This window comes from Dongia rigui (genome assembly GCF_034044635.1).
Classification (GTDB): domain Bacteria; phylum Pseudomonadota; class Alphaproteobacteria; order Dongiales; family Dongiaceae; genus Dongia; species Dongia rigui.
In genome coordinates, this window is record NZ_JAXCLX010000002.1 from 367,655 (window position 1) to 379,945 (window position 12,291).

The 12,291-nt window shown below is 63.3% G+C and carries 11 protein-coding genes; 4 read left to right on the plus strand and 7 right to left on the minus strand.

The window, feature by feature from the left end; genetic code table 11:
* Positions 1 to 116 precede the first annotated feature (116 nt).
* Positions 117 to 2,495, plus strand: coding sequence for an adenosylcobalamin-dependent ribonucleoside-diphosphate reductase (locus SMD31_RS13205; RefSeq protein ID WP_320501366.1), 2,379 nt, complete (start codon positions 117 to 119; stop codon positions 2,493 to 2,495).
* A gap of 5 nt (positions 2,496 to 2,500) precedes the next feature.
* Positions 2,501 to 3,349 (plus strand): DUF2927 domain-containing protein, encoded by an 849-nt coding sequence (locus SMD31_RS13210; protein ID WP_320501367.1) that lies wholly within the window; start codon positions 2,501 to 2,503, stop codon positions 3,347 to 3,349.
* A 548-nt stretch (positions 3,350 to 3,897) separates the two neighbouring features.
* Here the strand turns inward: SMD31_RS13210 and SMD31_RS13215 are convergent.
* From SMD31_RS13215 to SMD31_RS13235, 5 genes are all read right to left on the minus strand, one after another.
* Entirely contained in the window at positions 3,898 to 4,683 is a 786-nt protein-coding gene (locus SMD31_RS13215; protein WP_320501368.1) for an ABC transporter permease, read from the minus strand.
* Complete coding sequence (locus SMD31_RS13220) at positions 4,680 to 5,477, minus strand: ABC transporter permease (protein WP_320501369.1); 798 nt, start codon at positions 5,475 to 5,477, stop codon at positions 4,680 to 4,682. The genes SMD31_RS13215 and SMD31_RS13220 overlap by 4 nt, the downstream gene beginning before the upstream one ends.
* Positions 5,474 to 6,463, minus strand: a complete 990-nt coding sequence (locus tag SMD31_RS13225; RefSeq protein WP_320501370.1) for an ABC transporter ATP-binding protein — start codon at positions 6,461 to 6,463, stop codon at positions 5,474 to 5,476. The genes SMD31_RS13220 and SMD31_RS13225 overlap by 4 nt, the downstream gene beginning before the upstream one ends.
* A gap of 82 nt (positions 6,464 to 6,545) precedes the next feature.
* A complete protein-coding gene (locus tag SMD31_RS13230; protein WP_320501371.1) occupies positions 6,546 to 7,586 on the minus strand; it encodes a serine hydrolase domain-containing protein in 1,041 nt (346 codons plus the stop codon).
* A gap of 5 nt (positions 7,587 to 7,591) precedes the next feature.
* A complete protein-coding gene (locus SMD31_RS13235) occupies positions 7,592 to 8,428 on the minus strand; it encodes an AraC family transcriptional regulator (RefSeq protein ID WP_320501372.1) in 837 nt (278 codons plus the stop codon).
* Positions 8,429 to 8,575: 147 nt separating this feature from the next.
* Between SMD31_RS13235 and SMD31_RS13240 the strand changes: the two genes are divergently transcribed.
* Positions 8,576 to 9,055, plus strand: coding sequence for a DUF1203 domain-containing protein (locus tag SMD31_RS13240; RefSeq protein WP_320501373.1), 480 nt, complete (start codon positions 8,576 to 8,578; stop codon positions 9,053 to 9,055).
* 4 nt (positions 9,056 to 9,059) lie between these two features.
* On the opposite strand, the gene SMD31_RS13245 is transcribed toward SMD31_RS13240, so the two are convergent.
* Both SMD31_RS13245 and pdxR read right to left on the minus strand, forming a co-directional pair.
* A complete protein-coding gene (locus SMD31_RS13245; RefSeq protein WP_320501374.1) occupies positions 9,060 to 9,905 on the minus strand; it encodes a C13 family peptidase in 846 nt (281 codons plus the stop codon).
* A gap of 21 nt (positions 9,906 to 9,926) precedes the next feature.
* Complete coding sequence (gene pdxR / locus SMD31_RS13250; protein WP_320501375.1) at positions 9,927 to 11,429, minus strand: MocR-like pyridoxine biosynthesis transcription factor PdxR; 1,503 nt, start codon at positions 11,427 to 11,429, stop codon at positions 9,927 to 9,929.
* A 113-nt stretch (positions 11,430 to 11,542) separates the two neighbouring features.
* Here pdxR and SMD31_RS13255 point away from each other — a divergent pair, with 113 nt between their 5' ends.
* Complete coding sequence (locus tag SMD31_RS13255) at positions 11,543 to 12,280, plus strand: pyridoxamine 5'-phosphate oxidase family protein (RefSeq protein WP_320501376.1); 738 nt, start codon at positions 11,543 to 11,545, stop codon at positions 12,278 to 12,280.
* Positions 12,281 to 12,291 lie beyond the last annotated feature (11 nt).

A 12,291-nucleotide genomic window follows, 5' to 3' on the forward strand; every position in this document is an offset into this window, starting at 1 on the left:
AATCCGCATTCTTAAAGTGAAAGATGTGGTGGAATAAAGCCGGAACATCATTGACGTTCGGCCGCCGAAAGTGGTTAACTGAAGCCCTGATTTTTGACCACGAAGGAATGACCGAAATGGCGCAGGTAGCCGCGATTTCCCAACAGATATGGGACATGAAATATCGGCTGAAGGCGCTGGACGGCGTGCCCGTGGATAAGACCATCGAGGATAGCTGGCGCCGTGTCGCCGATGCCCTGGCCGAGGCCGAGGCGCCGGAGAGCCGCGCCAAATGGGCGGGCGAATTCGCCGAAGCCTTGGCCGATTTCAAGTTCCTGCCCGCTGGCCGGATCCTGGCCGGGGCGGGGGCCAAGCGCACCGTCACCCTCTTCAACTGCTTCGTCATGGGAACGATTCCGGACGATATGGGCGGGATCTTCGCCCATCTCCGGGAAGCCGCGCTCACCATGCAGCAGGGCGGCGGCATCGGTTACGACTTCTCGACCCTGCGGCCCAAGGGCGCGCCGGTCAAAGGCGTGGGGGCGGACGCCTCCGGCCCGCTCACCTTCATGGATGTCTGGGACGCGATGTGCCGGACCATCATGTCGGCCGGTCACCGGCGCGGTGCCATGATGGCAACTTTGCGCTGCGATCACCCTGATATTGAAGCATTTATCGACGCCAAGCAGACCGCGGGGCGCCTGCGCATGTTCAACCTCTCGGTCCTCGTTTCCGATGCCTTCATGGCGGCGGTGAAGGCCGATGAGCCGTGGGAGTTGAAGTTCGGCGGCACCACCTACCGCGTCGTTCAGGCGCGCGAGCTTTGGGACCGGATCATGCGGGCGACCTACGCCTATGCCGAGCCGGGCGTCATCTTCATCGACCGCATCAATCAGAAGAACAACCTGCACTATTGTGAAACGATCAGTGCCACCAACCCCTGCGGCGAGCAGCCCCTGCCGCCCTATGGCGCCTGCCTGCTGGGTTCGGTCAATCTGACGACGTTGGTCGCCAAGCCTTTCACGGCGGAGGCGACGCTCGATCTTGCAGCACTTGACCGATTGGTCAGGATGTCGGTGCGGATGATGGACAACACCATCGACGTCTCGAACTTCCCGCTGGAGGCACAAAAGGCCGAAGCCAAGGCCAAGCGCCGCATCGGCCTCGGCGTCACCGGCCTCGCCGACGCGCTCATCATGTGCGAGGCGCGCTATGGCGGACCCAAGGCGATCAAGCTCACCGACGAATGGCTCCGCGCCATCTCCCGCTCGGCCTATCTCGCCTCGACCGAACTCGCGGCCGAGAAGGGGGCCTTCCCGCTCTTCGACAAGCACCAGTTCCTCGCCTCCGAAACGGTGAAGACCCTGGATGCGGATGTGCAGGCGGCCATCGCCAAGCATGGCATCCGCAACGCGCTCCTCACCTCCATCGCCCCCACCGGCACGATCTCGCTCTTTGCCGATAACGTCTCCTCCGGGTTGGAACCGGTCTTCAGTTTCAAATACACCCGCCATGTCCTGATGCCGGACGGCACCCGCCAGGCAGAAGAAGTGACGGATTATGCGTATCGGCTGTTCCGCCGCCTGAAAGGCGAGGATGCGCCGCTGCCGGATTACTTCGTCGACGCCCAGTCCCTCTCGCCCCACGACCATGTCGTGATGCAGGCGACGGTGCAGAAGCATATCGACAGCTCGATCTCCAAGACCATCAACTGCCCGGTCGATCTGTCGTTCGAGGAATTCAAGAGCGTCTATACCGAAGCCTATGACATGGGCTGCAAGGGCTGCACCACCTACCGGCCCAATGACGTGACGGGTTCCGTCCTCGAGGTGAAGAAGGAAACGCCCAAGCCCCAGGCCGAACTGCCGCTGATGACCCAGAAGGTGACGCCGCAATCCGAGGCCGTGCGCCTCGATGCGCCGAAGCCCCAGGATGTCTATGAGGCGGGCGGCGTCGTCTACATGACCCAGCCGCTCGACCGGCCGGAGGCGCTACCCGGTGCCACCTATAAGGTGCGCTGGCCGGAAAGCGACCACGCCATCTACATCACCATCAACGACGTCATCCAGGACGGGCGCCGCCGCCCCTTCGAGGTCTTCATCAATTCGAAGAACATGGAGCATTACGCCTGGACGGTGGGCTTGACCCGCATGATTTCGGCCGTCTTCCGCCGTGGCGGCGATATCTCCTTCGTGGTGGAGGAACTGAAGGCCGTGTTCGACCCGCGCGGCGGCTCCTGGGTCAGCGGCCGCTATGTGCCCTCACTGCTGGCGGCCATCGGCGAAGTGATCGAGCGCCACCTCATCGCCATCGGCTTCATGCCCGACCCGCGCCAGGACCGCGAGGATCTCGAGCACATGGTGGCGCGCAAGGTCGCCAACCTCGCCGACGGCCAGGGCAACGGCGATGCGGGTGGCCGCAAGCTCGCCCATTGCCCCAAATGCAACTCCCCCTCGCTCATCCGCCAGGAAGGCTGCGACATGTGCACCTCCTGCGGCTACAGCAAGTGCGGGTGAGGGGAATGGCCCTGCGCGTTCTGAAGTTCTGGTGCGCCTCGATCAGAATGATCGTGCGGGTTGCTCTTCTGCCTGTTGCCGCATTCGCCCTTTCCACTCAGGCATTCGCCGACAAAGGCGTTACGGAGCTTTCCAATACGTTGGTCCAGCACTTTGTTCAAAGCTACTTTCGCGTGGATCCGCGAACTGCGGCGACATCTGACTATCCGATCGTAAAATGGCCGCATGAGATATCGATCAGTCTGCTGCATCCAGAACTTCTGCCGAAGGGCGCCGACATATACGCCAAAGCGGTCGTAGCCGCACTTCGAAGCTCCGGCTTCAATATCGAATTGAATGCCGCCGAGTCCGATCAAGCCAACGTTAGCATTATCGTGTTCGATGCGACCGATGGCTTCTCCCAATCGGATCTGGCGATTCTGACGCGCCGTATGTCGGGCAATACCGCCGGCTTGAAGTACTTTGTAAGTCAGTTCGACTCGCGATCGACATGCTTGATGGGCGGCGACTTTAGTAAGCCCTGGCAACTGAAATCATCGTTCATCGGAATCAATGCCAATATGCCTGGAGCGGTCATCAAGCATTGCTTGGTTAGCATGATCGCCGGGATCGTTGGCTTCCAGGGAAAAGTTGATAAAGGTGTGGTACGCCACTCTCTGTTTTCCAGTGACACCTCCTCCATTGACGTATCGGCTTGGGACCGGCTGGCTTTTCAAATGCTGGCTGATCCGCGTCTGCAGGCAGGTATGCGCTACAATGGGTCGACGTTGTCGATCCTGCACGAGATAGCGGAGACTTTGATTGCAACGTGGCCTGATCCTGAAGGGTTGGAAGAACAGATGCAGGCTCATTGAAGGTCTCGAGCTGGGTCAGGCCATTGGCCCCGGTAGCAACTGCTTGAGCACGATGACGGCTGGGGTTTTCCTCTTGTGCGCTGGGATTTGGCCCGCGTGTCGGCGGGCGCAAGCTCGCCCATTGCCCCAAATGCAATTCCCCCTCGCTCATCCGCCAGGAAGGCTGCGACATGTGCACCTCCTGCGGCTACAGCAAGTGCGAGTGAGGGGAATGGCCCCCGACCGTCATGCCCGGACTTGATCCGGGCATCCACTCTATCGACTGCCCCCGTGGATCCCCGGGTCTTCGCCCGGGGATGACGCGTTCGGTTTAAGGAGCAAACTCGGCATCGGCTAGGGCTGCGGAATATCGGCGCGTGCCGATGGCCACTATGACGATCTACGTTCCTCGTCATCCCCGCGCAGGCGGGGATCCACGAGTTGCTTTCTTCAGGTCGCCCGCAAACTCGTGGATGGTCGGCCTGTGCCGAGCATGACGGGTTAAATTGCCCCCAGCTTCTCCCCCGACCTTGTGGGGTGAGGGCGTTCTTACAGGCCAGCCGAAATACCTAGCTGCTGGCACTGGTGTAATGCCGCACGGCGCGGCGCCAGATCGTCATCGACAGCAGCAGGCTCGCAGCGGCAACCAGCCAGCTGAGGCCGATCGTCGTCCAGCCGACCTTGGCGACGGCGGCGGCGGCCGGGACATTGGTGATGAAGGCGACCGGCAGCACGAAGGTGAAGAAGAGGCGCAATCCCCTCGGATAGACCGTTGCCGGATAGCGCGCGACGCCCATCAGCGCATAGAGAATCATCTGCGCGTTATTGATGCGCACGAACCAGAACGCCATCACGGTCACCGTCGCCCAAAGCGCATAGAGGATGGTGATGCCGGCGGTAAGGCCGAGGAGCGCCATCGCCACATGCGTTGGCGTAAGGGTGCCGGCGCCAGACATGCCGCCCAGAATCAGCGCGAGGCCGATGCCGAAATTGGGGAGCTGCCAGAAGTTCCAGGCGCGGAACGACATGTTGACCTGCAGGTTGACCGGCTTCAGCAGCATGTAGTCCATGTTGCCGAGTTCGATAAATTCCGCGACCTTGCGCAGGCTGGGGCGGATGACCAGGCCCACCATGGCGTCGGCACAGGTGAAGACGCCGAGGAGGACGATGATCGCATGGGTGTCCCAGCCGCCGATCGTGCCGCCGTGCCGCAGCAAAGCGAGCAGCACGGCTGCGCCGGCACCGAGGCTCAGCAGGGTATTGATCATATTGATCAGGAACCCCGTGCGGTATTCGAGATCCAACTGAATGGAGTTGGCGAGGAACCGGGCGAGGAGTCGGCGGGTCCGCGTCATGCGCCGGCCCCGGTGAAACGGCGCAGGCCCCGCCGCCACAGCGCCCAGGCGCAAGCGCCCGAGAGGCTTGCCCAGGCGACTTGCCCGCCCAGCAGCCAATAGAGGTCGGTGCCCCGATGCAAGCCGACCAGGATTTCGGCCGGCGCGCCGAACATGTAGCGCCAGGGAACCCAGGCGATGACGGCCTGGGCCGATGGGGGAAACAGGGCCAGCGGCACCGTGAAGCCGGTGAGGAGATAGAGGGCGGCGGTGTAGAAATCCTCGAACGCCCAGGATTGGTCGGTCCAGAAGGCGGTGAGGCCGATTGCCATCTCGGTATGGAAGTGAACCAGCACGCCGAGCAGCAGCGACAGCATGAAGAGCGGCAGCCGGTTCGCCTCGATGACGGGCCAGGCATCGAAGAGCCACAGGCCCAGCGGCACCACCCCGAGGATGATGGGGAGGCGGATCGCATTGTCGGCAAGATGATGACCGACCAGATGCCAATAAAGCGGCGCCGGGCGCAGCAGATGCTGCGAGAGCTGGCCCAGCCGTACCTGGCGGTCCATCTCGCGGATGAGCCAAATCGGGCTCAGCTGGCGCGTGGCAAAGATGACGAAGAAATAGGCGGCGAACCAGGTGCCGCTGACATCGCCGATCTGCCCGGCATCGGCCAGGGACCGCCAGGCGAACATGACGATGATCGGCACGGCGCCCGCCAGCATGTAAAGCAGGAATTCGGCGCGGTACTGGACATGGCTGGCATAGGAGGTGGCCAACGATCGGCCGATGATATGGAGTGGCCGGCTTCTCATCGTGCCGCCCCGGCCGGCGGGTTGCCGGCAAAGAGGGAACTGACGACATCCTCGATGGGGATGTCTTCGATGGCGATGTCCTCGACCGGGAATTCGGCAAGGATCGCGCCGGCGATCTGCGGCACCGAACCGCGTTCGACGCGCAGGGTCGCCGCGTGGCCGTCGAGCCGCTCGACGATGCCGAAGCGTTCGAGGGCGGTGCGGCCGACAAGGGTCCCGAAATGCAGCTTCAGGATCTTGCGGTCGGCAACGCGCTGGGTGAGCTCGCGCAAGGTGCCGTCGAAGGCGAGCTCGCCGTTGTCAATGACGATGACGCGCGAGACGAGTGCCGCGATGTCGCCCATGTAATGCGAGGTGAGGACCACGGTCGCGTTATGGAGGCGGTTATAATCGCGGATGAAGTCGCGCACATTCTGCTGCATGGTGATGTCGAGGCCGATGGTCGGCTCGTCGAGGAACAATATCTTGGGCTGGTGCAGCAATGCCGCTGCCAGTTCGCATTTCATCCGCTCGCCCAGCGACAGGGTGCGCATGGGCTTGTCGATGACCCGCTGCAACGCCAGCAACTCGACCAATTCACCGAGGCGCTTCCGATAGTTGGCGTCGGGAATGTCGTAATAGGCCTGGTTGACGAGGAAGGAATCGCTGGCCGGCAAATCCCACAGCAATTGCTGCTTCTGCCCCATGACCAGCGTGATGCTGTGCAGGAACGCGGCGTCGCGCCGATGCGGCGTGTGGCCGTCCACCGTGACCGTCCCCGATGTCGGGTGCAGCAGGCCGGACATCATCTTCAGCGTCGTGGTCTTGCCGGCGCCGTTCGGTCCCAGGAAGCCGACGATCTCGCCGGTTGGAATGTCGAAGCTGATGTCGTCGACGGCGACGACGCGACGGTATTGGCGACGAAACAGCGAATGCAGGCTGCCGACGAATCCAGCCTCTTTCACATGAACCTTGAAATGCATGGAAAGCTGGCGAAGCGAGATCAAAAGTCACCCCTGCATCCGGCGCGTCGCACCACTATCGCATGATGGGCGATTCGCCAACAGGGCAGAGGCAGGAAAGGGTGGATCAGCCCCTGGTCAGGCCCGGCAGGACATGTTCCAGCATGATCGCCGCCGGCGTCTTCCATTGGTCGGGGTGATTGTACTGCCCGCAGAGGATGGCGATGGCAAGCTTGCGCTCCGGAATGAGGATCAGGCGCTGGCCGCCATTCCCCATGGCGAAGCGGCGCGGGCCGTTGCCGTCGGTGGAGGCGCGCAAGTACCATTGATAGCCGTAGCCGATATCGTCGAAGCAGATGATGCGCTGGGTGAAGGCTTCCGCGAGCCAATCTGCAGGAATGACTTCGCCGCCGTCCCACATGCCGCCTTTAATGACGCAGTGGCCGATCTTGGCGAGATCGCGCGGCCGCAAGCGCAGGCCGGAGGCGGCGGAATAGGTGCCGTCCGCACCGGCGATCCACTCCACCGCATCGATGCCGAGCGGGACGAAGAGATGCTGTCGAGCAAAGTCGACGAGCGAGAGGCCGCTGCCTTTCTCGATGAACCGGCCGAGCAGCGCCGAGGCGCCGCCGCTATAGGTCCAGCCGGTGCCGGGTTCGGCGAGGACCGGGCGCTCCAGAATGAAGCGGTAGCGGTCGGGCGCCATCTCCATCGCGATCTCGCTGTTCCTGGGATCGGTATAGGGAAGGTCTTCGTTCCATTCCTGGCCCAGGGTCATGGTGAGGACGTGGAAGATCTTGCGCTTGGCGAGCTGCGGATCTTGTGCGAGATCGGGATAGTCGGGAAACTGAGCGATCAGCGATGCGTCGGCGGCCGGCACCTGGCCCAGTTTCAACGCGATGCCATAGAGCAGGGCGACGATGGATTTGCTGACCGAGCGCAGGTCGTGGATCGTGTCGGCGGTGAAGTCGACCTTGCCCAGCGGCCGGCCCCAGCTTTCATCGACACCAGCAACATAACGCTCGAGCACCAGCTTGCCATCCGCCAGGATGACGAGGCCATGGAGGTTGGGAAGGGTGCCGTCGGCAATCGCCTTGTCGAGCTTGGCGACGAAGCTGCCGCTGAAACCATGCGCCGCCGGGTCTGCGGGACTGAAGTCGAACGCCATCTCTCTCACCCCTTGATCGGCAACCAGATTTCAAAGCCGCCATGACCCGTCTGTGGATCGAAGCGCGCATGATAGCGTTCCTGTGCCGGGGTGTCGGCGACCTGGAAGCCGGAGTCGGGCAGCCACTTGTTCCAGATGGTATGGCAGACGCTGCGGATGTCGGAGACATGGCCATCGTGACTGAACACGGCATAACGCTGTGCCGGCACGCGCAGGCGAAAGAGCTCGGCCGGGAGATCGGAGAACTCGGTCACCTCGACACCGGCGATGTAGTCGAAATTGCCGGTGTCGTCATAGGTATGGCAGATGCCATAGGCCGCCCCCGGCACCATATGCGGGATCGCCTCCCAATAGGTGTTGAAGCGCTGCCACAAGGCCGGGATGCCGGCCGGGTTCTTGCTGCTGAATTTGTCGTTGAGGCCGGCGAAGAGGCGGGCCGGCTTCGCCTCGAAACGCGGTGCGTTGAGGGTGATGGTCCTGATCTCGTCCATGCGGATGGGCTCCACGCTTAAGAGGGCATCGAGGGAACCGCGCGCCCGCACCTGTTCCGGCGTCACACCGAAGAGGTCGCGAAACGCGCGCGTGAAGGCCTCATGCGAGTTGTAGCCGGCTTCCAAGGCGACATCGAGGATATCGGGCGCCCCTTGCGCCAGGCGTCGCCCCGCTTCCGTCAGCCGCCTGCCGCGCACATAGCCGATCACCGAATGATCCGTTGCCGCTGCGAAGGCGCGCGACAGGTGGAAGCGCGAGACGCCGCCATGCCGCGCGATATCCTCGAGCGAGATGTCGTCGCGGAAATGGCTTTCGATATACCAGAGGGCCCTGTCGACCGGCTTCATCATCAACTCTCATTTTGGCCTGTAGCCCTTATGCCAAGGCGCCGGCCTTTCCGTTTGATCGATCTTGCTGTCGGCACCGCAAGCGCCGGATAGCGGGGGCATCCCACCCCCGAGGATAATCCAGGAAACCTTGCCATCGGGAGTTCCATTATGAAGACCGCCAGCATCAAATTCGTGTCACTGCCGACCGCAATCGTGCGTGCCCTGCAATCGGGGGCGCCCGATGCCAATGGCCAGGCCCCCGAACGCCATATCTCGGACGGCGACGGCATTCCCTGCCGGCACTGCCAGCAGGATGTGGCGGCGGGCGACGCCTATCTCATCCTCAACTACCGACCGTTCCCGGCGCCGCAGCCTTATGCCGAAACCGGCCCCATCTTTCTCCACGCCGATGCCTGTCCGCGTTATCCGGAAGTGGCCGATTTGCCGCCGGTCTTTGCCGTGCGCAAGTTGTTCCTGCTGAAGGGCTATAACGCCCACGACCGCATCGTCTATGGCACCGGCACGCTGGTGCCGCCGGCCGAGCTCAACGAGGCGGCGGTGAAGATTCTGGCGCGTGACGACATCGCCTATGTCCACGCCCGCTCCGCCTACAACAACTGCTTCCAGTGCCGCATCGAGCGGGCGTGAGCTTTCACGGCATTTCGAGACCCGCGACCTCGGCGCCGAAATAGGCCTGCGGTTCAGAGGGCTGCGCGCCAAGCGCCGCTTCCTTCTCGGCGACGCAGGCCTTGGTGCGGTCGTAGAGCTCGGCCCAGGTATAGACCCAGGTCCAGGAATCGAGCAGGCATTTGTCGTAATAGGTATAGACCTCGCCCGCACCGCAGCCGAAGGAGGGGCGGTCGGCGCGCGCGGCGGTGAGGATGATGCGGTTGGGCCGTTCCATCCCGTCTTGGAGGAAGATGCCGCTGTAGCAGGCCGAGACGATGACGACGGTCGGCCGCGCCCCGCAATGATTGCCCAGCCACTGATCGAGCACGCGCGGGGGCAACAGGCCGCCGGTGCCATTGGCCTGGGCGAGGTAGAAGCCGTCCTTGGTGCCGTGCGAGGTCATGAAGACCAGGCATTTTTCACGTTCGTTCTTGGTGACATAGCTGAGGGCGGAATCGATCGTATCGACATCGGCGACATCCTCATGCGACGGCGCGATGGCAAGATCCGAGGTGAGGCGGCGCAGCGTGATGCCGGGCTTCCTTTCGATGATCGCATAGAAGCGGCGCGTGGCGTTGTCGAACGCCTTGATCGAATGGTCGCCGGCGATGAAGAGCGCCCCCCAATCGGCGGGCTTCGCGGGCGTCATCGCAATGGTCTTCTGGGCGGGTGCCGGGGCGGGCGGCGCCGGCTCGGCGACGGGTTCTGGCGCGGGTGCCGCTGCCGGCACGGCGGCTTCTACCGGTTGTGGTGCTGCCGTCGGTTCACCGGAACCGAAACAGCCCGCCAGGGGAAGCAGGAGCGCCAAGCAGAGAGCCAGTCTTTTCACGCACATTCCATCGTCACCCTTCTAGAGCTTCAAGGCCGCAGCGATGGCGCGGGCCCCTGGCTGAAATTTTGCCTCCGGCACAGCGGCATAGCCGAACATCAAGCCCTGCCGCACCCGCCGCCCGCCATCTTCACCCGCATCATAGGCGGAGAGGGGCGATACCGTCACGCCCGCCGCGGCGATTTTTTCGGCGACCCGGGTGTCACCGAGGCGGGCGAGCGCGGGATCGGCCAATTGACCGACAAGGTGCAGGCCGGCATCGTCGGGCTGCAATGCGATCTTGTCTCCGAAATGCCGGTCTGCCGCCGCCAACAGCAATTGCTGGCGCCGCGCGTAAAGCTTGCGCATGCGCCGGACATGGGCCGCGAGATGGCCGCTGGTGAAAAACGCCGCCAAAGCCGGCTGCGTCGCCATCGCCGGCTGGTCATCGACCACCGCCCGCGCACTCCGGAAGGCGGCGGCGAGAGAAGGCGGCGCCACCAAATAGCCGACACGCAAGGACGGAAAGAGCAGCTTGGAGAGCGTGCCCACATAGATGACGCGGCCGTCCTCGTCGAGGCTGCGCAAGGCAGCCAGCGGCCGGCCGGCATAGCGGAACTCGCTGTCGTAATCGTCCTCCAATACCCAGGCCTTGGCTGCGCGTGCCCAGGCGAGCAGGCTAAGGCGGCGTTGCAGCGACATCACCACGCCCAGCGGATATTGATGCGAGGGAGCGACGCAAGCGAGCCGCGCCTTGGGTGCCTGGCGCAGGCCTTCGGCGACATCTAGGCCCTCGTTATCGACGGTGACATGAACCAGCTTACCACCCGAGGCGGCAATGGCGGCGCCGATACCCGGAAAGCCCGGCCGCTCCACCCAGACCTTGTCCCCCGGATCGAGCAGCAGGCGGCAGGTGAGATCGACCGCCTGGCGGATGCCGCTGACGATCAGCACATCGTCACCTGAGCATTCGATGCCGCGCGCCTGCCGGAGGTAATCGGCGATGGCGGCGCGCAAGGGCGGATAGCCGCCGGGATCGCCGCCATCGACGATCTGGCGGGGTGGCTGGCGCCAGCTCTTGGCAAGAAGGCGCGACCAGAGCGGAAAGGGAAAGGATGAGCTGTCGATGAAGCCCGGCGCGAAGCAGGGGGCGAGCGCATGTGAGGCCGCCATTCCCCGCCTGCGCGGTGCAAACAGGATCGCGCTGCGTGCGGCAAGCTCCGGCGCGGCGGCGGCGCTCCCCCGGGGTGCCGCCCGTTCCGGCGTCAGGTCGGGGAGATTGCCCGCCACATAGGTGCCGGAACCGCCGCGCATCTCGAGATAACCCTCGCTCAGCAACTGCTCGAAGGCGCCGAGCACGGTGTTCCTTGAAATGCCGAGTTCCTGGGCCAGCGACCGGCTGGCGGGCAGGCGGTCGCCCGGGTGCAGCCGGCCAGTCAGGATGGCCTGGCGCAACTCGTTGTAAAGCTGGCGGAAAAGCGGTTCCGGCAGGGTGTCGTCGAGGGCGACATCAAGCAACGAACCGAGGCCAGCTGGGCGTGGCATGGGCATTCTCCAAAAGTGGACCCAAAGATTATGCCATTTCGGATCTTTTGATAGAACCGCTTATCCGAGCATAATCCGGCAACCGACAAACTGTGAGAGCCGAGCCATCCGCCATGCCCAATTCAACCGACACCCCATCCAACGACACCCCATCCAACGACACCGGTAGCTTCAACCCCACCGCCCGCAGCCGTGTCAAACGCCTGCATGAGCGTGGGAAGTATGACGAGGCCAGCGTCTTTGCCATCTTGGACGCCGCCTTCATCGCTCATATCGGTTATGTCATCGACGGCCAGCCCTTCGTCACGCCAACCGCCTATTGGCGCCAGGGGCAGACGCTTTATTGGCATGGCTCGGCCGCATCACGCATGCTGCGATTCCAGGAGGCGGGTGTGCCGGCCTGTGTCACGGTCACCCATCTCGACGGGCTGGTGATGGCGCGGTCCGGCTTTCACCATTCGATCAACTACCGCTCGGTCATGGCGTTCGGCATGGCAAAGCTCGTCGCCGATCCGCAGGAAGAAGCGGCGCAGCTTGATCTCTTCGTCGACCGGCTCTATCCAGGCCGCCGCGCCACCTTGCGCCCCAATGAGCCCCAAGAACTGAAAGGCACCACGGTCATCGCCATGGAGATCGAGGAGGCATCGGCCAAGACCCGCTCCGGTCACCCCAAGGATGACGAAGCAGATTATGCGCTGGATTGCTGGGCCGGCGTCATTCCCATTCATCAGGTCGTGGGTAGGCCGATCGCTGATCCCTTGCTGAAGGCCGGTGTCGCCTTTCCAAAAGGACTTGCCGGTTATCGGGACGGCGCGCGGTTCGATGAATTGCTGACAACAAATATGGTTTGAGAATTTATGAA

What these genes read in the sequence shown, in the direction of transcription:
- SMD31_RS13240 (WP_320501373.1), top strand. Translation starts at nt 8,576, where the DNA reads ATGAAGACCGCCAGCATCAAATTCGTGTCACTGCCGACCGCAATCGTG.
- SMD31_RS13235 (WP_320501372.1), bottom strand. Translation starts at nt 8,428, where the DNA reads ATGATGAAGCCGGTCGACAGGGCCCTCTGGTATATCGAAAGCCATTTC.
- pdxR (WP_320501375.1), bottom strand. Translation starts at nt 11,429, where the DNA reads ATGCCACGCCCAGCTGGCCTCGGTTCGTTGCTTGATGTCGCCCTCGAC.
- SMD31_RS13255 (WP_320501376.1), top strand. Translation starts at nt 11,543, where the DNA reads ATGCCCAATTCAACCGACACCCCATCCAACGACACCCCATCCAACGAC.
- SMD31_RS13205 (WP_320501366.1), top strand. Translation starts at nt 117, where the DNA reads ATGGCGCAGGTAGCCGCGATTTCCCAACAGATATGGGACATGAAATAT.
- SMD31_RS13215 (WP_320501368.1), bottom strand. Translation starts at nt 4,683, where the DNA reads ATGACGCGGACCCGCCGACTCCTCGCCCGGTTCCTCGCCAACTCCATT.
- SMD31_RS13230 (WP_320501371.1), bottom strand. Translation starts at nt 7,586, where the DNA reads ATGGCGTTCGACTTCAGTCCCGCAGACCCGGCGGCGCATGGTTTCAGC.
- SMD31_RS13220 (WP_320501369.1), bottom strand. Translation starts at nt 5,477, where the DNA reads ATGAGAAGCCGGCCACTCCATATCATCGGCCGATCGTTGGCCACCTCC.
- SMD31_RS13210 (WP_320501367.1), top strand. Translation starts at nt 2,501, where the DNA reads ATGGCCCTGCGCGTTCTGAAGTTCTGGTGCGCCTCGATCAGAATGATC.